General features: G+C 61.0%; 18 protein-coding genes and 1 pseudogene. 12 read left to right on the plus strand and 7 right to left on the minus strand.

Annotated features, from left to right (window positions below):
• Positions 1-23: 23 nt before the first annotated feature.
• The 6 genes from A0257_01730 to A0257_01755 all read left to right on the plus strand — a co-directional run bounded on the left by A0257_01730 (position 24) and on the right by A0257_01755 (position 8,731).
• Complete coding sequence (locus tag A0257_01730; protein ID AMR29579.1) at positions 24-1,103, plus strand: beta-mannosidase; 1,080 nt, start codon at positions 24-26, stop codon at positions 1,101-1,103.
• A 163-nt stretch (positions 1,104-1,266) separates the two neighbouring features.
• Positions 1,267-3,099 (plus strand): sodium:solute symporter, encoded by a 1,833-nt coding sequence (locus tag A0257_01735; protein AMR25941.1) that lies wholly within the window; start codon positions 1,267-1,269, stop codon positions 3,097-3,099.
• 119 nt (positions 3,100-3,218) lie between these two features.
• Positions 3,219-4,460, plus strand: a complete 1,242-nt coding sequence (locus A0257_01740; GenBank protein ID AMR25942.1) for a glycosidase — start codon at positions 3,219-3,221, stop codon at positions 4,458-4,460.
• 94 nt (positions 4,461-4,554) lie between these two features.
• Entirely contained in the window at positions 4,555-5,739 is a 1,185-nt protein-coding gene (locus tag A0257_01745) for an N-acyl-D-glucosamine 2-epimerase (protein AMR25943.1), read from the plus strand.
• Between the two features lie 10 nt (positions 5,740-5,749).
• On the plus strand, positions 5,750-7,087 hold the full coding sequence (locus tag A0257_01750) for a hypothetical protein (GenBank protein ID AMR25944.1): 1,338 nt from the start codon (positions 5,750-5,752) through the stop codon (positions 7,085-7,087).
• 102 nt (positions 7,088-7,189) lie between these two features.
• Positions 7,190-8,731 (plus strand): hypothetical protein, encoded by a 1,542-nt coding sequence (locus A0257_01755; protein ID AMR25945.1) that lies wholly within the window; start codon positions 7,190-7,192, stop codon positions 8,729-8,731.
• Between the two features lie 118 nt (positions 8,732-8,849).
• Here A0257_01755 and A0257_01760 read toward each other — a convergent pair whose 3' ends face one another.
• The 3 genes from A0257_01760 to A0257_01770 all read right to left on the minus strand — a co-directional run bounded on the left by A0257_01760 (position 8,850) and on the right by A0257_01770 (position 11,406).
• Positions 8,850-9,095 carry a hypothetical protein gene (locus tag A0257_01760; protein AMR25946.1) on the minus strand — a complete coding sequence of 82 codons (246 nt, stop codon included), beginning with the start codon at positions 9,093-9,095 and terminating at the stop codon, positions 8,850-8,852.
• On the minus strand, positions 9,020-10,285 hold the full coding sequence (locus tag A0257_01765; GenBank protein ID AMR25947.1) for a hypothetical protein: 1,266 nt from the start codon (positions 10,283-10,285) through the stop codon (positions 9,020-9,022). Before A0257_01765 ends, A0257_01760 begins: the two co-directional genes overlap by 76 nt.
• A 176-nt stretch (positions 10,286-10,461) precedes the next feature.
• A complete protein-coding gene (locus tag A0257_01770; GenBank protein AMR25948.1) occupies positions 10,462-11,406 on the minus strand; it encodes a hypothetical protein in 945 nt (314 codons plus the stop codon).
• Between the two features lie 133 nt (positions 11,407-11,539).
• Between A0257_01770 and A0257_01775 the strand changes: the two genes are divergently transcribed.
• Positions 11,540-12,106, plus strand: coding sequence for a hypothetical protein (locus A0257_01775; protein ID AMR25949.1), 567 nt, complete (start codon positions 11,540-11,542; stop codon positions 12,104-12,106).
• Positions 12,107-12,507: 401 nt separating this feature from the next.
• Here A0257_01775 and A0257_01780 read toward each other — a convergent pair whose 3' ends face one another.
• The 4 genes from A0257_01780 to A0257_01795 all read right to left on the minus strand — a co-directional run bounded on the left by A0257_01780 (position 12,508) and on the right by A0257_01795 (position 15,298).
• Positions 12,508-13,323, minus strand: coding sequence for a hypothetical protein (locus A0257_01780; protein ID AMR25950.1), 816 nt, complete (start codon positions 13,321-13,323; stop codon positions 12,508-12,510).
• Between the two features lie 262 nt (positions 13,324-13,585).
• Positions 13,586-14,032, minus strand: coding sequence for a hypothetical protein (locus A0257_01785; GenBank protein AMR25951.1), 447 nt, complete (start codon positions 14,030-14,032; stop codon positions 13,586-13,588).
• A gap of 16 nt (positions 14,033-14,048) precedes the next feature.
• A complete protein-coding gene (locus tag A0257_01790) occupies positions 14,049-14,735 on the minus strand; it encodes a hypothetical protein (protein AMR25952.1) in 687 nt (228 codons plus the stop codon).
• Between the two features lie 122 nt (positions 14,736-14,857).
• A complete protein-coding gene (locus A0257_01795; GenBank protein ID AMR25953.1) occupies positions 14,858-15,298 on the minus strand; it encodes a hypothetical protein in 441 nt (146 codons plus the stop codon).
• A 102-nt stretch (positions 15,299-15,400) separates the two neighbouring features.
• Between A0257_01795 and A0257_01800 the strand changes: the two genes are divergently transcribed.
• The 5 genes and pseudogenes from A0257_01800 (at position 15,401) to A0257_01820 (ending at position 20,154) form a co-directional block, all read left to right on the plus strand.
• Positions 15,401-16,399, plus strand: a complete 999-nt coding sequence (locus A0257_01800; protein AMR25954.1) for an aldo/keto reductase — start codon at positions 15,401-15,403, stop codon at positions 16,397-16,399.
• A gap of 967 nt (positions 16,400-17,366) precedes the next feature.
• Positions 17,367-18,047: pseudogene (locus A0257_01805) on the plus strand (hypothetical protein).
• Between the two features lie 475 nt (positions 18,048-18,522).
• Positions 18,523-18,783 carry a hypothetical protein gene (locus tag A0257_01810; protein AMR25955.1) on the plus strand — a complete coding sequence of 87 codons (261 nt, stop codon included), beginning with the start codon at positions 18,523-18,525 and terminating at the stop codon, positions 18,781-18,783.
• 56 nt (positions 18,784-18,839) lie between these two features.
• Complete coding sequence (locus A0257_01815) at positions 18,840-19,328, plus strand: hypothetical protein (protein AMR25956.1); 489 nt, start codon at positions 18,840-18,842, stop codon at positions 19,326-19,328.
• A complete protein-coding gene (locus tag A0257_01820) occupies positions 19,300-20,154 on the plus strand; it encodes a hypothetical protein (protein ID AMR25957.1) in 855 nt (284 codons plus the stop codon). The genes A0257_01815 and A0257_01820 overlap by 29 nt, the downstream gene beginning before the upstream one ends.
• The last annotated feature ends 90 nt before the right edge of the window (positions 20,155-20,244 follow it).

The following is a 20,244-nucleotide window of genomic DNA, read 5'->3' on the forward strand; positions in this document are numbered from 1 at the left end:
TGGGCTTAGCGCTGGTTACCACGCTGGCTAGCCACGCCCACGCCCAGGCAGTTCCCGCCGACCCCGCTGCTACCCCCGAAACCAAGCGCCTGCTCAGCAACCTGCACAAGCTGCTGGATAAGGGCGTCATGTTTGGCCACCAGGATGATATGGCCTACGGCCTCACGCCCGCCGGCCAGCGCTGGATAGGCGAGGCCGGCCGCTCCGACGTGAAGTCGGTCACGGGTTCCTACCCCGCCGTTTTTGGCTGGGAGTTGGGCCACGTGGAGCTGGATAGCGCCCGCAGCCTCGATGCGGTGCCGTTTGCCAAAATCCGCGAATATATCCAGCAGGTGTACGCGCAGGGCGGCGTCAACACCATCAGCTGGCACCTCGACAACCCGCACGACGGCAAAAGCGCCTGGGATACGACGCGCACTGTGCAGTACATCCTGCCCGGCGGCCCGGACCACGCCAAATTCGTGAGCTACCTCGACCGGCTGGGCAACTTTCTGGGCAGCCTGAAAGGGGCGAAGGGTGAGGCTATTCCGGTGATTTTCCGGCCTTTCCACGAGCACACCGGCTCGTGGTTCTGGTGGGGCGAGAAGAACTGCACCGCCGCGCAGTACAAGCAACTCTACGAGTTCACTATCAACTACCTGCGCGATACCAAAAAGCTGCACAACCTGCTCATCGCCTACTCGCCTTCCGACGTTGACACCCCGGCCCACTACCTGGAACGCTACCCCGGCGACGGCTACGTGGACGTGCTGGGCGTGGACATCTACTACGCCGGCGATGGCTCGGCTTTCAAGAAAGCAATGGCGGCCAACCTGCCCATCCTCACCGAAGTAGCCAAAGAACACCACAAGCTGCCCGCCCTCACCGAAACCGGCTCGGAGCGCCTGCCCGACGCCAACTGGTGGACTAAAACCCTGCTGCCCACCATCGCGGGCTATCAGCTGAGCTACGTGCTGGTGTGGCGCAACGGCCGCCCCGACCACTACTACGCGCCCTACCCCGGCCAGGCCAGCGCGGCCGACTTCCAAGCCTTCGTGAAGGATAAAAAAGTGCTGCTGGAAAAGCAGATAGCGCCTTTGAAGCTGTATTCTAAAAATTTGTAGTAATCGCCCTCCACAGGTTACCTCACCCCCTAGCCCCCTCTCCTGCGGAGAGGGAGAACTAGTTTCTAGCTCTAAACTAAAACTAGAGCTAGTTCCCCCTCTCCGCAGGAGAGGGGGCTAGGGGGTGAGGTAACCGTTCGCGCCGCCACTTCCTACCCCCCGCATGAAGCTCCACCTCATAGACTTCCTCATCATCGCCACCTACCTGCTGGCGACGGTGGGCATTGGCCTCTACTACCGCAAAAAGTCGAGCCAGGATAAGGACAGCTACATGCTGGGCGGCCGCACCCTGCCCTGGTACAAGCTGGGTTTGAGCGACGCCTCGGACATGTTCGACATCAGCGGCACGATGTGGATGGTGAGTTTGTGCTTCGTCTATGGCATGAAAAGCATCTGGATTCCCTGGCTCTGGCCGGTGTTCAACCAGGTGTTTCTGATGATGTACCTCTCGCGCTGGCTGCGGCGCTCGGGGGCCAGCACCGGGGCCGAGTGGCTGGCCACGCGCTTTGGGCAGAAGGGGCCGGGCGTGTGGGCCTCGCACCAGGTCGTCATCGCGTTTGCGCTGCTGAGCTGTCTGGGCTTCCTGGCCTATGGCTTCGTGGGGCTGGGTAAGTTCATTGAGATATTCATTCCCTGGAACTTGGTAAGCGGCTACATTCCCTTCCACGTAGCGCCGCAATACGTGCCGCACGTGTATGGCATCGTGTTCACGCTCTTCGCCATGTTCTACTCCATCATCGGCGGGATGCACAGCATCGTGCTGGGCGATATTATCAAGTACTGCATCATGACGGTGGCCTGCATCGCCATTGCCATCATCGCTTACATCAATCTGCAAGGCCACGAATTGGCGGTGCCTAAGGGCTGGTTCAACCCGTTTTTCGGCTGGCGGCTGGGGCTCGACTGGTCGAAACTCATCCCCGAAGTCAATAGTAAAATCTCCAGCGACGGATATTCGCTGTTCGGTATTTTCTTCATGATGATGGCCTTCAAAGGCATTTTCGCCTCGCTGGCCGGCCCCGCGCCGAACTACGATATGCAGAAAATCCTGAGCACCCGCTCGCCCGAAGAAGCCAGCAAGATGAGCGGCTTCGTTTCGATTATTCTCCTACCCATCCGCTACGCGCTCATCATCGGCCTCACCATTCTGGGCCTGCTCTACTACCACCAGATGGACCTGCGCACCGCCACCGGGGCCATCGACTTCGAGCGCATTCTGCCCGCCACCATCAATAACTTTCTGCCGGCCGGCCTGGCCGGGCTGGTGCTCACCGGCCTGCTGGGCGCGTTCATGGGTACGTTCAGCGGCACCGTGAACGCGGCGCAGGCGTACGTAGTGAATGATATCTACCTCAAATACGTGAATCCGCAGGCCAGCACCAGCCGCATCATGTCCATGAACTACGTGGTGGGGGTGTTGGTCGTGGCCGTGGGCGTGCTGCTGGGCTTCCTGGCCCGCGATGTGAACACGGTGTTGCAGTTCATCGTGTCGGCGCTCTACGGCGGCTACATCGCTTCCAACGTGCTCAAGTGGCATTGGTGGCGCTTCAACGCCACGGGCTTTTTCGTGGGCATGACCACGGGCATTGTGGCGGCGGGTTTTTTCGGCTTTTTCATCGAGTCGGGCAATTTGCTGTATTGGTTTCCGCTGCTGTTCGGCATCTCGCTGGCGGGCTCCATCATCGGCACCTACCTCTCGCCGCCCACCGAGGCGGCCGTGCTGCATCATTTCTATAAAACGGTGCGCCCCTGGGGCTTCTGGGGTCCGGTGCTGGCCGAGGTGCAGGCCCTGGACCCCACCTTTCAGCCCAACCGCAACTTCAAGCGCAACATGTTCAACATCGTGCTGGGCATTATTGCGCAGCTCTGCCTCACCATTCTGCCAATGTACCTGCTGCTGAGCCAGCACGTGCCGCTGGCCGTGGTAGTGGTCATTCTGATTATCGTGGGCACCATCCTGAAAAAAACCTGGTGGAATCGCCTGAGCGATGACTAGCTTTTTAAGCCGTTAGCTAGTAGCTGTTAGCTGTTATCTCTCTGTTCAAAAGTATATAAATATTCTTATTTATTCAAAAAAGCTATCAGCTATCAGCTAATAGCTAACAGCTTAAAGAAATGTCTTCCGTCTTCAACCACCGCCTGCACCTGCTGCAAGCCAAGCACGACCAACTACTTCATCTTCTTAATGAAAAGCAGGAAGTCGGCAACGGCATTTTCGACCGCTACCAGCACCCGGTGCTTACGGCGGCCCACGCCCCACTCACTTGGAGATATGACCTTAACCCCGCCACCAATCCCTTCCTGATGGAGCGCATCGGCATTAATGCCACGCTTAATTCGGGGGCCATGAAGTGGCAGGGTAAGTATGTGCTGGTGGTGCGCGTGGAGGGCAACGACCGCAAGTCGTTCTTCGCCGTGGCCGAGAGCGAAAACGGCATAGATAACTTCCGGTTCTGGGACCGCCCCATCACGCTGCCCGAAACCGAGGAGCCCGACACCAACGTGTACGACATGCGCCTGGTGCGGCACGAGGACGGCTGGATTTACGGCCTCTTCTGCACCGAGCGCCGCGACCCCAGCGCCCCGGATGCCGACCAGTCGGCCGCGCTGGCCAAGTGCGGCATCGCCCGCACCAAGGACCTCGTGACCTGGGAGCGCCTGCCTGACCTCGCCACCGGCTCGGCCCAGCAGCGCAACGTGGTGCTACACCCCGAATTAGTAGATGGCAAGTACGCTTTTTATACCCGCCCGCAGGATGGCTTTATCGATGCCGGCAAGGGCGGTGGCATCGGCTTCGGCCTGTCGGCGAGCATCAACCCGGCCCAGGTGACGCAGGAAGTTATTATTGACAAAAAGCAGTACCACACTATCGCGGAAGTGAAAAACGGCCTCGGGCCGGGTCCCATCAAGACCGACCAGGGCTGGCTGCACCTGGCCCACGGCGTGCGCAATACCGCCGCCGGCCTGCGCTACGTGCTGTATATGTTCCTGACCGACTTGCACGACCTGACCCGCATCACCCACAAACCGGCCGGCTATTTCCTGGCGCCGGAAGGGGAGGAGCGGGTCGGCGACGTGTCGAACGTAGCCTTCAGCAACGGCTGGATTGCCGACGACGACGGCCGGGTGTTCATCTACTACGCCTCGTCCGATACCCGCATGCACGTGGCCACCACCACCATCGAGCAGCTGCTTGATTACGTGATAAATACGCCCGAAGATGGCCTGCGCTCGGCGCTGTCGGTTCAGGCGATTAATGCCTTGGTAGACCGGAACCTGGCCGTCCCTACCCCCTCGGTGAGCGAGCGCGTGGCGAGCGCCGTAAGTGCGAACGGGGTTTCGGGGAATTTGAATTAAAAATTAAAAATGATAAATTAAAAATGGGGATAAAAGCCTCGTGTTTTTAGCCCTGATTTTTAATTTTTAATTCATAATTTTTAATTAAAAACCCATGCTGCAAGCCGCGGAATTTCAAACGGAACTAGATAATATCCTAGCTTACTGGCGCACCTTCGCGCCGGACGAAGCGGAGGGCGGTTTCCTGGGGAAAATTGACAACGACAACCGCCCGAGTCCCACTGCGCCAAAGGGTGCGGTGCTGCACGCCCGCATTCTGTGGACTTTCGCGGCGGCTTGCAACCACCAGCCCAATGCCGAAAACCTGGCTGTGGCCCGGCGCGCCTACGAGTATATAACGGCGCATTTTCTGGATGCGGAGCACGGGGGCGTGTACTGGTCGGTGGACTACCAGGGCCGGCCGCTCGATACCAAGAAGCAGATTTACGCGCTGGCTTTCACCATTTATGGTTTGAGCGAATATTACCGCGCCAGCGGCGACGCGGCGGCCCTGGCGCACGCGCAGGCGCTGTTCCGCACCATTGAAGCGCACAGCTTCGACCCTGCGGAAGGGGGCTACTTCGAAGCTTTTGCCCGCGACTGGCAGCCACTCGGCGACCTGCGCCTGAGTGCCAAGGATGCCAACGAGAAGAAGACCATGAATACGCACCTTCATATTCTGGAGGCGTATGCCAACCTCTACCGCGAGTGGCCCGACGCGGACCTGCGCCAGCAGATAGATTCCCTGCTGCTGGACTTCACGGACCACATTATTGACCAGGAAACCGGCCACCTTACCTTGTTTCTGGATGAGCACTGGCAGCCTCGGCCCGATGCCGTGTCCTACGGCCACGACGTGGAGGCGGCCTGGCTGCTGCTGGAGGCCGCCGAGGTGCTGCACGAGCCCGACCTCGTCGCCCACTTTCAGCAAACGGCCGTGCAGCTGGCCCGCGCCGCCGCCGAGGGGGTAGGGCCCGATGGCGCCCTGACCTACGAGCTGCACCCCAGCGGCCACCTCGATGCCGACCGCCACTGGTGGGTGCAGGCCGAGGCTGTGGTGGGCTTCTACAACGCCTACCAGGTGAGCGGCGACGCGCAGTTTCGGACGCTGGCCGAGGGCGCGTGGCGCTTCGCGCAGCAGCACATTTTGGATAAAGAAAACGGCGAGTGGTTCTGGGGCGTGCACGCCGACGGCTCGCTGATGACCGGCGAAGACAAGGCCGGCTTCTGGAAATGCCCCTACCACAACGGCCGCGCCTGCCTCGAAATGCTGCGCCGGCTGAATGCCCCGAACCCGTAACCCTACTCTTATGAACAGTCGCCTTTCCCTACCCCCCCGCTGGCTGGTCGTCCTCCTGCTGCTGGCCGGCCTGACATTGCCCCGGCTGGGGCAGGCCCAGAACCCGCTGCTACCGGGCTATTTTGCCGACCCCAGCATCAAGAAATTTGGCGATAAGTACTACCTGTACGTGACCACCGACGGCTACCAACCCTTCGGGAATCTGGGGCTGACGTTCGTCTGGACTTCGACCAACCTCAGCGACTGGCAGCCGGAAGTGGTGGAGGGACTGCCTTATAAATCGGTGTGGGCCCCGGCCGTAGTGCGGGGCAAGAATAACAAGTACTATCTCTACTGCCAAAGCTCAGTGGACTACACCGGCTACGTGTACGTGGGCGACACGCCAACGGGGCCGTTTAAGAAGGCAAATCAGCTAGGGGGCTTTGATTTAGAGCCGTTTACCGACCCCGTGTCGGGTAAAATATACGTGGTGTCGGCCTCGCAGGAAATCTATGAGATGGACAATGACCCGGCCTCACCTACTTACCTAACCAGGATTACCAACCGCATCCCGGTGAAGGGCCGCTTCGACTTCACCGAAGCGCCGTATTTGTTCTACCGCAAGGGCCTCTACTACCTCATGTGGGCGGGCGGGAGCTGCTCGCAAAAAAACTACAACGTGCGCTACGCCACGGCCAAGTCGCTGGCCGGCCCTTACGTGGACGCGCCCGCGCCGCTGCTGCAAACCGACGAGGCGCACGGCGTGTTTGGGCCGGGCCACAACTCGATGCTGGAAGTGGAAGGCCGCACCTTTGTGCTCTACCATCGGCAAGACGCGGAGCGCGCCCCCACCTGCGGCTTCCGCTTCACCTGCGCCAGCGAGGTAACTTTTAACCCCGATGGCAGCCTGAAATTTTTGCGTTATATCGACGACTTGGGGGCGGCGCTGGGTCGCAAAAGCCCCTACCAGAACCTGGCCCTGAATAAGCCGGTATCTGCCAAAACCGAGGAGACGGCCCACCGCGTCATTCAGGCCGTGGACGGCCGCAACGACACGCGCTGGACCACCGGGGCTAACGAGCCCGGCACCCTCACTATTGACTTGCTGCGCGAGCAAGCCGTGCAGCGGGTGGAAATGGATTTCGAGTATCCCGATAAGTTGCTGACTTTCAAGCTGGAATATTCTACGGATAACCTGAGCTGGACTACCCTGGCCGACCACTCCAAAGAAGCCATTATGGCCTACCAGGCGCGGGCCCTGGACCAGGATTTCCGGGCGCGCTACGTGCGCCTGACCGTGCTGAACTCCGAAGACCGCAATGCCTCGGTGTGGGAGCTGCGGGTGCTTGGCCCGAATGCCGGCCACTAAGCGGGGCGGCTTACCGTCCTTCTCGCCCCGGTGGCGTCTTGGTAGCCAGGTAGTTAGTTTTGATTGGAGCTGAGTTGCTCCGCTTTTTAGTACTCTACTTCTATGCGTAAATTTCTGCTGCTGGCCGGCGCGCTGGCCTTTTCCACGGCCGCGCTGGCCCAAACCTATTCAGTGCGCGCCTACGGCGCGGTGGCCGATGGCCGCACCGTGGCCACCGCCGCCATTCAAAAAGCCGTGGACGCCTGCACCCAGGCCGGCGGCGGCACGGTGGAAGTGCCGGCCGGCACTTACGTCATCGGCACAGTCTTCCTGAAAAGCAACGTGACCCTGCACCTCGACAACGGCGCGGTGCTCAAGGGTAGCCCCAATCTGGCTGATTACCACGCCTATACCATGCCCGTGTACGGTCAGAACTACTACGGAATGCTGTATGCTGAAAACGCGCAGAACGTGGCCCTCACCGGCCAGGGCACCGTGGACGGCAATAATTCGGTGTTCTACGACTTCACCCAGGCCAAGAAAATAGACACCGCCTCCACGCGCTACACGCGCCAGAAAAACAACTTCCGCCACGTAGCCAGCGGCATTGGCGACGGCCCGGTGGTGCCCAAGGACCGGCCCCGCCAAATGGTAGTATTCTCGGTGTGTAAGAACGTGACCGTCAAGGATGTGTCGCTGATTAACTCGCCGTTCTGGACGATGCACTTCGCCGATTGCAACGACGTGCGCGTAACGGGCATCCGGCTTTATTCGGACCTGCTGGTACCCAACGCCGACGGTGTGGACTTCACCAGTTGCAGCAACGTAACGGTGAGCGATTGCGATATTCAGTCCGGCGACGACGCGCTGGTTGTCTGTGGCTACAATCACCACTTCGAGATTCCGGGCTACCACAATTTGCGCCACGTCTCGGAGAATTTCGTGATTACGAACTGCAACTTGCAGTCGGCCAGCAGCGGCATCCGCATCGGCTTTCTTGACCAGAACACCGTGCGCAACGTGACGGTGAGCAACTGCAACATCACGAATTCGACGCGCGGCATCAACATTTCGCTACGCGACGAAGGCTCGCTCGAAAACCTGACTTTCGATAATATTCGCATCGAAACCAAGCTGCGCACCGGCGACTGGTGGGGCAACGGCGAGCCGATTCACGTCTCCGCCATTCGCGGCAACGCCGATAAAAGCGTGAAAATGGGCCGCATCAAAAACGTGCGCTTCAGCAACATCACCTGCCGGGGCGAAAACGGCATCCTGCTCTACGGCACCACCGAAAGCCCCCTCGAAGACGTGGAGTTTCACAACCTCACCTTCGATTTCGTGGACAGCCCGCTCAACAGCGTGGCCGGCGGCAACGTGGACCTGCGCGGCAATCTCGACCCCAAATTCGGCCTCTTCGCCCGCGATATTCCTGGCTTCCTGGCCGAGCACGTCAACGGCCTGACGGTGGACAACTTCAAGCTGAACTGGGACGGTGCGAAAGCATCTTTCCTATCGAATGGCCTCGAAGTCAATCACTTCACTAGCCTACGCATTCGCGACTTTCAAGGTGCCGGCGCGCCGGGTAACGCCAAGAACCAGCCGCTGCTATTGCAGGATGGCACCGGGGCAATGGTGGATGGCAAGGTAAGAAAAGCGAAGTAGGGTGCGGGGCTTGCCCCCGCCCGGCGTTGAACGAAACCCACGCGAGTCGTTCAACGCCGGGCGGGGGCAAGCCCCGCACCCTACGTGGTAAGGCGTAACCGTGGGGGGCAGGTCCAGTTTACGCCACTTCCGTCACCCGCACTTTCACGCCTTTTACCTTCGCGCCGTTCAGCTTTTCGAGGATTTCGGCGGCTTGTTTGCGCGGCACGGCCACATAGGAATAAAAGTCGAACACCTCGATGCGGCCAACGGTATGGCGCTCCAGGCCACCGACATTGACGAACGCGCCTACCAGGTCGTGGGCGCTGACCTTGTGCTTCTTGCCGGCCGTGACGTGCAGCGTGATGGTTTCGGGGCGTGGCAACTTATTAGCGGCGTTGGCGGGCGGCATAGCGGGCGGGGCCAGGCGCTTCCATTGCACGGCCTGGGCGGCGGGCCAGGCTTGCACGCGGCTTTGCTCGGGGGGGTAGCCAGCAGGTGAGCGGTGCCGGCTACGCCGGCCCGCGCCGTGCGGCCGGCCCGGTGCTGGAATGTTTCGGCATCGTGCGGCAGGTCGTATTGAATAACAGTGTCGAGGGCCGGCACGTCGAGGCCGCGGGCGGCTACGTCGGTGGCTACCAGGGCCTGGGCCGAATTATTGCGCAGCTTCATCAGGGCTTTGTCGCGCTCGGGCTGGGGCAGCTTACCGTGCAGTACTTCGGCCGCTACGCCGCGGCCGCGCAGAAACTGGGCCAACTCCTCCACCTTATCGCGGGTGTTGGCGAAGATGAGCGTCTGGCCGGTTTCGGGCTGTTGCAGCAGGTGGTAGAGGGCGGCGGGCTTGTCTTCCACGGCGTTGAGGACGTGGCCGCGCAGCGTGAGCGAGGCGGGAAGGGCCGCGCCGATTATCTCGCCGTTGATGCCGCCAGCGGCGGTCAGCATCCGGGGGCGGGTGAGGTAGTCGCGCACCAGGGCCATCACCTTATCGGGCATGGTAGCCGAAAACAGCAGCGTCTGGCGGCGGCGCGGCAGGCGGCTGATAATGGTCGCCATCTCTTCCTGGAATTTCAAATCCAGCAGCTTGTCAGCCTCGTCCAACACCAATACTTTCAACTGGTTAGGAATAATTTGGCGCTTTTCGAGGTGGTCGAGCAGGCGGCCGGGGGTAGCGACTACTACGTGGGGCGTTTGCTGCAAAGTCTGCACCTCGTCGCGCATGGCGTGGCCGCCGTAGAGGGCCGCCACCCGCAGGCCGGGTGCCGGCATATATTTGCCCAATGCCTTGAGCGCGTCGCGCACTTGCAGCGCCAGCTCGCGGGCCGGCACCAGCACGATGGCCTGCACGGCCTTGGCGGCGGGGTCAATTTGCGCCAGGATGGCGAGGCCATAAGCGGCCGTTTTGCCCGAGCCGGTGGGGGCCTGCCCGGCCACGTCCTGCCCATCGAGGGCCGGCTGGAGCACCAGCGCCTGCACGGGGGTAGGGTGGATAAAATTCAGCTCAGCCACGCCTTGCAGCAGCTCGGGCGAGAGGTTGAAATCGGAAAACGAGGCCGGAGCGGCGGGGTCAGCTTGCATCCAGCAAAGGTACGGCTTGCGGTAGAGGGTAGGGGATAGTGACTAACAGAGAACGTCATGCGGACGAAGGAAGCATCTCTACTGCGTAACTAACCTCAATCGTTAGACCAAATTGTGCGGTAGAGATGCTTCCTTCGTCAGCATGACGTTCTCTGTTAGCTACTTGTCATTAATCCCTACTCCGCCACGTTCACCAGCCTATATCGCACGGCGGTTTTTTTGGGCCGGATATCCAGCCCCACGTGGTGGGCATATACTTTAGTGAAGGCCGCGCCGAAGTAAAAAATCATCGCTGAATAAAACACGAACAGCAGCACCAGCACCGTGCTGGCCGCCGGCCCGTAGATGGGGCCGAGGTCGCGGCCCACCAGCAGCAGACCCAGCACCCGCTCGCCCGCGCCGATAAGCAGCGCCGTGAGCACCGCCCCGCGCCGCACCGCTCGCCAGGGCACTTTGGCCGCGCTCAGGGTGCGAAATACAAAGCCGCACCACACGGCCAGAATCAGCAGGCTCACCAGGGTATTGAGCGTCTGCACCGTGTAATAGGCGAAAGTGGCATCGAAATCGGCTATCGCGTCGGCAAAAACACCCACTAGCGCATCGGCCGAGAACGCCAGCATGGAGAGCGCCGCCGTGGCCAGCAGCACGCCCGCCGAGCGCACCCGCTCGCGCAGCGCCACCGATACCTGGCTTACCTGCCGCCGCGGCCGCACCTGCCATAACTGATTGAGCGAGTGCTGGATAACGGTGAACAGCGTGGTGGCCACGAACACCAGAAACGCGAAACCCAGCCAGGTAATAAGCCGGTTGCGGCTCGCGTGGCCCACGTTATGCACCGTTTGCTCAACCATCTCCGTGGCCGTGCTGCCAATAATCTGGCCGAGCTTGGTGAGCAGCATTCGCCGCGCACCCCGCGCCGAGTACACCGAGCCCAGCAGCTGCACCAGAATAATAACAATGGGCGGCAGCGCGAACGACGTGAAAAATGCCGTTGCCGCGCCCAGCCGCAACGGGTCGTTGGCGGCCAGCTCGCGGGCGGCTCGGCGCAGCAGCAGCCACTGCTCGACCCACCAGGGCCAATGATGGGGCAGCGGCGAGGTAGGAGATAGGTTATTGGACATGAGAAGCTTAACGCGGGAGCGACAACATTTTGCCCCCAATCCGGTACAAAGGGACGGCCGCCAGAAAGCCCGGCTTCACGCCCGTTCAGCGGCGGGGCGCGCTACTAATACGTATTTTCCCGGCTAGTTACGCATGACAGTTACTTCCATTTCCGCCACCGGGGTGCGGACCATTCCCGACGCCCCGCCCCGCACCTGGATTCAGCGTCGCCTCGTTGACCCCTTCATGAGCTTGCTCAAGGCGGGCCTGGCTCCCGGCAGCCTGGCCCTCACGGCCGGCCTGGGAGTAGCGTTTGGGCTGGCTCCCACCTTCGGCCTTACCACCATCATCAGCACGGCGGTGGCTCTGCGCCTCAAGCTCAACGTGGCGGCCATGCAGCTGGTGTGCCACGTGCTGAGTCCGTTGCAGTTGCTGCTGATTCTGCCGTTTCTGCGCTGGGGAGCCACGCTGCTGGGCCAGGGTCGCGAAGTAGCGCACCTCAGCATGGCCCAGCTTAAGGGTATGATTAAAACCGATGGCTGGGGCCACGTCCTGCACCTGCTCTGGCGCGCCGAGCTGGGTGCCCTCCTCATTTGGGCCGTGGCGGCGGTGCCGGTAGTGCTGGCCCTCTACTTTGGCCTGCGCCCGCTGTTCAAGCGCTTCATCGACCGCCACGAGCAGGCCGAAGCCGCCGCCCAGGCCACCACCGTGGTCGGATAATGCCGCTGTTCTAAGCAGTAGAGAAAATCGCCAGCCCGTCATTCCGAGCTTGCCGAGGAATCTCGCTCGCATCGTTGCACAAGGCTCGAACGATGCGAGCGAGATTCCTCGGCAAGCTCGGAATGACGGGCTGGCGACCCGCAAAAAGCTTCACTACTTTGTAACTGCTGTTACGCCCTATCTTATTTGAGATGGCGAAGGGGAGTAGCGCGAACTTTGTAGTTCGCGTTCCCGCGCCGTTCTACTGGCTTTAACGGCGCGGGGACGCGAACTACAAAGTTCGCGCTACTCCCCGTTGCGTAACACCGGTTTGTAAGGCTTCGCTTGAAAGAAGGGGGTAGGAACCACGCAGCCCATTGGCTTGCCGGTTCCCACCCCCTTTAGTTTAAGCGAAGCGACGTTTACGCCTCGTACAGCGGCCGCACGTCGGGCTGGCGGAAATAAGGGTTCACGCCCTCGTCTGAGTTCAAGTCGAGCAGCATCAAATCCACGTGCTGAAAATCGCCGGTGCGGCCTTCCAGCGCGGGGCCCAGCTCTTGCATAAAAGCGGGGTCCTGGTCCAGGGTTTCGAAGCCCAGCAGCAGGCGCGGCGGCTGGCTGTCGTTGCCCACCAGCTGCATTTGCGCCAGGTAAATTTTGCGAATGTTGGGGCTGGCTGTGCCAAACTCGACCAGCGACTCGGCCAGGCCCTCGGGCAGCGTGTCGGGCACGCTCAGCGTCACCTGCGCATCGGCGGGCAGGGCGCTGCCGCCGCCGGCCAGCTGGCCTTCCAGCAGGGCCTGAATCTCGGCCGCCGGCAGCAGCTTGCCGGCCGGCGAGAAGGGGTTCAGCACGCAGTCCTGGCCCTGAGTCATGCCAAAAAAAGCCTGGCCCGGAATGGCCACCCAGCTCACGGTGCTGGCATCCATGCCGCCGTCGCTGAGGCGCGCCTCGGAGGTGAAGATGGGCAGGCGGCCATCCTGCAACACTTGCAGCTGAATCTGCTGGCCCTCTGCTAGTTGCACTTCGCCCAGGCCAATGTTTTCATCGGGTGCCAGCACCATCAGAATGTTCTCCTGCAGCAGCGCCTGGTAAAAGGCGGGGCGGGCATTCTCATCCACCGGGGCCAGCAGCAGCAAGTGTTCCAGCACGTTTTGCGGCTCAAACGGAAACTCCGGCAGGGGCGGCGGGGCCAGTGGGCCGGGGCCGGCTTGGGCAGCCGGCAGGGGGGTAGGCACTGGCGCGGCCGGTGCCACGTGGGCCGAGCCCTGGTAGCGGGGGCCGCTTTTGGCTGGCGCTGCCCCTTGGTTGGGAGTAGCAGCGGCATCGCTGGCCGGGGGGGGGTAGGGGCCGGGGCCGACTCCGGTTTGTTTTTCAGAAAGTCAAAGAGACCCATAGAAGTGGTAATAGGTAATAAGTACTAGGCAATGGTTGGGTTTCAGGAAAGAGGCTGATTAAAACGCACTCAGTAAGCACTCATCCTTGAAAAACAAAGGTAGGCTAGCGCTCGCCACAGGCGCGCAGCTCGGCTTCGGTGCCGGCAATGGTGCGCACGCCGGCCGGGCCGGGGTGGTTGCCCCAGTGGCTTTCCACAAAGTTCAGCAGGTTGGTAATCTGGGCCGGCGAGAGGTGGTGGTGGGTGGCCGTGTCCTGCACGCCCAGCATCAACTGGTTGTAGCTCACGCCATTTACCACAATCGGCCCGCGCAGGCCCTGGCGCACAATGCACGCTAACTGGCCGGGGTGCTGCGCCAGGTAGTCGGAGCCCGCCAGCGGCGGCACCAGCTGCCCAATGCCCTGGCCCTGCTCGCCGTGGCAGCTGGCGCAGTGCTGCCCATACAGCCGCTCACCCTGGTGCCCCTTGTTGGTGAAGCAGGAGGGCAGGGCCAGCAGCAGCCCCAACGCCAGCAGGTTAAAAAATAAGCAGCGAAAGGCGGGAGCAGCCATAGCGAGGGCTAAAGGGCTAGCGCTGAGCGGCTACTGGCTGGCCCTGGCGGGTTTTTACCTCGGCCAGCAGCACGGGCAATTCCTTTTCCAGGCGGGCTACTTCCTGCGGGTTGAGGCTGTCGTAGAGGCCGCGCACGTGGCCCTGGTCATCGACGAGGGCAAACGTGCCGCTGTGGGCAATGCCGCCGGGGGCCTTGGCATCGGGCATGGCCCCGGTGAAATAGGCGGCGGCCAGCGCGTAGGCCGTGTCGCGGCTGGCTCGCACGAAGCGCCAGCTGCTGCCGGGCGTGCCTACCCCCAGGCGGCGGGCGTAGTCGCGCAGCACGGCCAGGCTATCATGGTCGGGGTCAATGGTTTGGGAGAGGAAGCGCACGTTAGGCGTGGTGCCGTACTGCTTGTACACCTTCAGCATTTCGCTCTGCATTTTGGGGCAGATACCGGGGCAGGTGGCGAAGAAAAAGTCGGTGAGATAGACCTTGCCCGCCAAGCTTTGGTTGGTCACGAGGTGGCCATCCTGGTCGTGCAGCCGGAAGGCTGGCACCGTAGCGTGCGTCGTCACCGAGTCCTGGCCGGGCCCCGCCTGCCGCTCCGAGTTGCCGATGTAGGGCAGGGTAGTGGAGGCATCGGGCTGCGCGTCGCTGCCCATGTCGGCCGTGGGGCCGGTGCCGCAGCCAGCCAGCGCGAGCAGCGCGGCCAGGGGCAAAAATCTCAAACGCATCATAATTAAGCCAAAAGCAAAAGCGGCCGGCCAGGCGCTGGCCCGCCAGGTACTAAACCACTGGCGGCACCTAGTCGTTCGCCAAAAAGGGAGGGGGTAGGGGGCGGCTAGCGGCCGGCGCGGCGCAGGGTGGCCTGGGCCGAGTCGATGGCCACGCGCAGCTGCTGCTCGATGCCGCCGAGCTGCTGCCGCTGGTCTTTAAGGTAAGTCAGGCGCAGCGCGCCGGGCGCGGTGCTGTCGGGGGCGTGATATTGGTGCATCCACCCCATCATGGCGTGGTCGGCGGCCTGCATTCTGGTCAGCACGGGCGCGCCGGCGGGCACTTTGGCGGCCGTGAGCTGGGCTTTAAGGGCAAAAAGCTGCTCGGCCTGGCCCATTGCCAGGTCGTGGCGGCTCATCAGGGTGTCTTCCAGGGCATGCGCCTGGGTAGTGAAGTCGGTCGTTTCGGGGGTGGCCGTCGTGGTCTTCGAATTGGAGCCGCAGCCCGGCAGGCCCAGGCTCAGCAAGCCAAACGCCGCACCCAGCGGCAAAAGCAGCAATTTTTTCATTCGGCAAAGGTCGGGAGTAATACGTAATGAACCGTGCGCACTGATTAGGGAACAATGCGCGTCTTACTTGTTCACTGCCCACGGTCCATTTCTCCTTTCTTGATGAATTCTCGCCAACTCGGCCGCTCCGGCCTCACTGTTTCTGCCCTCGGCCTCGGCTGCATGGGCATGTCTGATTTCTACGGCCAGCGCGACGACGCCGAAAGCCTGCGCACCCTGGCCCGCGCCCTGGAGCTGGGCGTCACGTTTTTCGACACCGCCGACATGTACGGCCCCTACACCAACGAGGAGCTGCTCGGCCGCTTCTTCAAAGCCGATAAAACCCGCCGCGACAAGGTGGTGCTGGCCACTAAGTTCGGCATCGTGCGCGACCCCAACGACCCCAGCAAGCACGGCATTAGCGGCCGGCCCGACTACGTGCGGCAGGCGGCCGAGGGCAGCCTCCAGCGCCTCGGCACCGACCATATTGACCTCTACTACCAGCACCGCGTGGACCCCAGCGTGCCCATCGAAGAAACCGTGGGGGCCATGAGCCGCCTCGTGGAAGAAGGCAAAGTGCGCTTCCTGGGCCTCAGCGAGGCCGGCCCCGACACCATTCGCCGCGCCCACGCCACGCACCCCATCTCGGCCCTGCAAACCGAATACAGCCTCTGGAGCCGCGACGTGGAGGCGGAAATCCTACCCCTGCTCCGCGAGCTGAGCATCGGCCTGGTGCCGTATTCGCCGCTGGGCCGGGGCTTCCTCACCGGCGAAATCCAGAAGTTCGAGGACTTCGCGCCCGACGACTACCGCCGCCATTCGCCCCGCTTCCAGGGCGAGAATTTCGACAAAAATCTCCAGCTGGTGGGCCACCTGCGCGACCTGGCCCAAAGCAAAGGCGTCACCGCCAGCCAGCTAGCCCTAGCCTGGGTGCTGGCCCAGGGCGACGACCTGGCACCCATTCCCGGCACCAAGCGCGTGAAATACCTCGAAGAAAACGTGGGTGCCGTAAACGTAACGCTCAGCGCCGACGAGCTGCGCCACCTCGACGAGCTGCTGCCGCTGGGCGCCGCCGCCGGCACCCGCTACCCCGAAGCCGCGATGGGCATGGTGGGACGGTAGTCTGAACCACGGATTCGGCGGATTTTTCGGATTAATCGGATTTTGTGGACGAATATCCGACGGTGGTCTAAATCGTGGTGATTTATTTATTTATTGTGACTGTCAATACCTATTTTAATTATTGCGTGGTGCATGGTCAGTGATTTACTGAATGAGCAGGATTTGCGCACCAACACTCCACCGCGGTGGCGGAGCGAACAATTAAGGGCTTCCACGAGGCTAGTTTGGCCACTGCTTTTGGCACCAGGTCGGTGCGCCGCGGCGGGCAGCACCGTGGCGTATGCCTCCCAGGCATCGGGGTAGTACGTGGTATTGCGCTGATAACGAAGGGGTAGCATCTAAAAAAGCCGCCGCCCCGTGGCCGCGCCCCGACAGCCTGGCACCCGGCCTGCGATGCGCCGCGAGGCCCGTTCGATGGCCAGCCAAAGCCATACCTTTTCGTTTGCGTTTGCCGACAAAGGTCCACACTTCCTCCAGTTCTAACACCGCTTCTGGCTCGACTTCTCCCGAGACTTTTTTTATTCACCGCGCAATCGTCATGCGTGCAACCCCCATAACCCTTACGATGCTACGTTGCGAGTTACGTTCACCTAACAGCTTGCTTACCTGCTCATATCAGGTGGCCCGTTGGGGCGCGGCAGGCGCGAAAACGGCCTGATGACCACCGTCGTGGCAGCGATATTTGGCTTTGCCGCGACTCGACCCATTTTTTTGGAGGCGCTGGCTGGTACATTTGGCGCATGTCAAAATAGTTGAAATCATAAACGAAGGTAATAACCCACCATCGCTTAGACCACCGCCGAATATCCTTCTTATGCAGTGCAAAAAAGGGCTGTCCGGGTGGTAGCCCTTTCTGGATGTTTGTCCGTTTTCTTATCCATCCTCACGTAAGTGTTCGTCCACAAAATCCGGTTAATCCGAAAAATCCGCCGAATCCGTGGTTCAGATAAATTACCCCGTTCAGCTCATCCTGGGCCATTTTCGCCTGCCCGTGCATCTGCTGTGCGAGGTGCTGGCCTACTCGCTGGGCTACCGCTTCTACACGTACTTGCGCGCCCGCACCCCCGACCGCATCAGCGACCAGGGACGGCAGTTCATCTTCATTGGCGCGGCCACCGGGGCGCTGCTCGGCTCGCGCCTGCTGGGCCTGCTCGAACACCCCGAGCTGCTGCTGCACCCGCCCGGCGGCTGGCTCTACTACACCACCAATAAAACGATTGTGGGCGGCTTTCTGGGTGGTTTGATAGGGGTAGAGCTGACCAAAAAACGCCTCGGCATCCGCAGCAGCAGCGGCGACCTCATGGTCTATCCCGTCTTGCTGGGGCTGGCCATCGGCCGGCTCGGCTGCCACTTCAGCGGCCTCGAAGACGGCACTTTCGGCACCGCCACGCGCCTGCCCTGGGGAATGGATTTCGGCGATGGTATTTATCGCCACCCTACTAATCTGTATGAAATCAGCTTTTTGCTGCTGCTCGGCGGGCTGCTCTGGCTGCTAGGTCGCCGCCGGCCGCTGCCCGACGGCCGCCGCTTCGAGCTGTTTCTGGCCGGCTACCTGCTGTTTCGCCTGCTGGTAGAGTTTTTAAAACCCACGCCCGCGCTGGCCGGCCTGGGCCTCACGGCCATCCAGTGGGCGTGCGTGGGGGGGGTAGGGTATTACGTTTGGCTGTGGACGCGCAAGGGCACCCGCCAGCCAGATGCTGCGTTTGAAGTACATTAGGCCATTCAATTTATAGGCAGCGCTATGCAAGCGATTCCTGAAACCTCGCCCCACTTTAGTAATCTTCAACTGGAATTGCTGCGGCTGTATTCCCGCGATTTGCCGGAGGAAGAATTAATAGAAATCAAGCAGCTGCTGGCCGATTTTTTTGCTAAGCGCGCCATTGCTGGGGCTAATGCTTGGTAAGTGCCAACAACTGGACGGAAGCCGATATAGAGCGAATGCTGACCACGAAAATGCGAACTGGTAAAACCGAGGAGAATGCTGCGCTGCGTCATTGATACCAATGTGTTGCTCGTCTGCGTGTCAGATAAGTCGCCCTTACACTGGCTTCCGGATTGGTACTTACGAGTTATGCATAACCACCTAGATTTTAGCTGAATACGTTGAGGTAGTAGAGCGCCACATGGGGCCGATTGTGAGCCAGGATAGTGTAGATTCCCTCCTTACCCGGCGTAACCTCATTGAAATAGAACCCACTTACCGCTTCAACCTACTCCGCGACCCCAACGACAATAAATTCGTGAATTGCGCCATTGCCGCCAATGCCGTGTGCATTGTCAGCCACGACCGCGACTTTCGGGTGTTGCGGACCATTGAGTTTCCGAAGATGGCCGTGGTAGATACGGAAGGGTTTCGGGAGTTGATTTTTCCCTTGTCGCTGTAGTACTTCGCCTGTTAGTGGAATTTCTCAAGCCAACGGCCGCACGTTACTTTGCTAGAATGTTTTTGAAGACTTATGTATTAGTGGGCCTACTGGCACTTTTGACTTGGCCGGGGCTGGCCCAGCAAATTACCGTGGGTAGTGCGGTCTATATGGATACGACCAGCAGCCGCAATTCGGCGTGCGCCGAGGCGGCTGTGGCCCGCTACTATCAGGTAGCCGGTAAGTATCCGCGCAGCTCCGACACGCTGCTGCGTGAGGCGCAGGCATTTCTGCGCCAGCGGGGCCAGGCGTACGCGGGCAGCGGCTACATCACCTTCCGCTTTATTGTGGACTGCCAGGGGCACCGCGAGCCGCGCACCCAAGTATTGCAAACGGACGCTACCTACCGGCGCTTTGCCTTTCCGCCTGCCTTGGTCTCCGCCCTGTATGCTTATTTGCAAACCCTTACCGAGTGGCGGGTTGGCCAGGCGGCGCACCCGGTGCGCTACATTACGTATTTAAACTTCAAAATGCAGGATGGCAAAGTGGTGGCTGTTACTCCTTAGCGGTTTACTAACCGGGCCGCTGCCCGGCCACGCCCAGCCCGCCGGGCCCGCTCGCTCGGTTTCCGCCGACTGCGGCAGCAAGGCTTACCAGGATTCGCTGGTAGCGCGCTACATTGACCGGGGTGCCGAAAAATACGGTTACCTCGACCCGCGCTGGGCACAGTATTGCGATAGCCTAATTGCGCGCTGCCCCAATATCGCGGTGGCCTACCAGCACAAGGCCGTGCCGCTCGTGAAGGATGGAAAATGGGAGGAAGCCTTCGCGCTGGAAGACAAGGCCGTGGCGCTGGACCCGCGCACCTGGCTAGCCTACCGGGGCTTCTTGAAAGTCATTAAAACCAAGGACTACGCGGGCGGCCTAGTCGATTTTCAGCAGGCGGCCCGCCTCAACCCCAAGGGCCGCGAAATGGACCACACCTACCCGTTTTTCGAGGGCCTCTGCCACCTCGAAACCAGGCAGTATGCCCAAGCGGAAGGCGACTTTAAGCGCGACATTGCTTTGCAAAAAGCGTCCTCCGCCGAAGCAAACGTGCATTTCAACAGCCTGTTCTACCTGGGAGTGCTCTATTTCGAAATGAAGAAATACGCCCTGGCCGAGCAGTATTTGCAGCAGTGCCTGCAGCAGTATGCCCAACACCCCGATGCCAATTATTACCTCGCCCTAACTTACCGGGCCGAAGGGCGCGAAGCCGCCGCCCGTCAGTGCCTAACGTTTGCCCAAGAGTGCCTGGCCAAAGGCTATCAGCTGAATGAGGATAATATTGTGTATGAAAACTACCCGCACCAAATAACCGCTTACGAAGTGCAGCAAGCACTGCATCAGTAGAAAGTAATTTTCCACTTCGCTTATAGATGGTCATTTCGTCCCATGCCCGGACGCCCCATGCCTACTGCGATTTAAACCTGCTCCGCAACC

The organism is Hymenobacter psoromatis, from assembly GCA_001596155.1.
GTDB lineage: Bacteria > Bacteroidota > Bacteroidia > Cytophagales > Hymenobacteraceae > Hymenobacter.

Bases quoted from the DNA above. Each gene is read 5' to 3' on its own strand.
- A0257_01735 (AMR25941.1), top strand. From the start codon at position 1,267: ATGAAGCTCCACCTCATAGACTTCCTCATCATCGCCACCTACCTGCTG.
- A0257_01740 (AMR25942.1), top strand. From the start codon at position 3,219: ATGTCTTCCGTCTTCAACCACCGCCTGCACCTGCTGCAAGCCAAGCAC.
- A0257_01745 (AMR25943.1), top strand. From the start codon at position 4,555: ATGCTGCAAGCCGCGGAATTTCAAACGGAACTAGATAATATCCTAGCT.
- A0257_01750 (AMR25944.1), top strand. From the start codon at position 5,750: ATGAACAGTCGCCTTTCCCTACCCCCCCGCTGGCTGGTCGTCCTCCTG.
- A0257_01755 (AMR25945.1), top strand. From the start codon at position 7,190: ATGCGTAAATTTCTGCTGCTGGCCGGCGCGCTGGCCTTTTCCACGGCC.
- A0257_01765 (AMR25947.1), bottom strand. From the start codon at position 10,285: ATGCAAGCTGACCCCGCCGCTCCGGCCTCGTTTTCCGATTTCAACCTC.
- A0257_01770 (AMR25948.1), bottom strand. From the start codon at position 11,406: ATGTCCAATAACCTATCTCCTACCTCGCCGCTGCCCCATCATTGGCCC.
- A0257_01775 (AMR25949.1), top strand. From the start codon at position 11,540: ATGACAGTTACTTCCATTTCCGCCACCGGGGTGCGGACCATTCCCGAC.
- A0257_01785 (AMR25951.1), bottom strand. From the start codon at position 14,032: ATGGCTGCTCCCGCCTTTCGCTGCTTATTTTTTAACCTGCTGGCGTTG.
- A0257_01795 (AMR25953.1), bottom strand. From the start codon at position 15,298: ATGAAAAAATTGCTGCTTTTGCCGCTGGGTGCGGCGTTTGGCTTGCTG.
- A0257_01800 (AMR25954.1), top strand. From the start codon at position 15,401: ATGAATTCTCGCCAACTCGGCCGCTCCGGCCTCACTGTTTCTGCCCTC.
- A0257_01810 (AMR25955.1), top strand. From the start codon at position 18,523: ATGGGGCCGATTGTGAGCCAGGATAGTGTAGATTCCCTCCTTACCCGG.
- A0257_01815 (AMR25956.1), top strand. From the start codon at position 18,840: ATGTTTTTGAAGACTTATGTATTAGTGGGCCTACTGGCACTTTTGACT.
- A0257_01820 (AMR25957.1), top strand. From the start codon at position 19,300: ATGGCAAAGTGGTGGCTGTTACTCCTTAGCGGTTTACTAACCGGGCCG.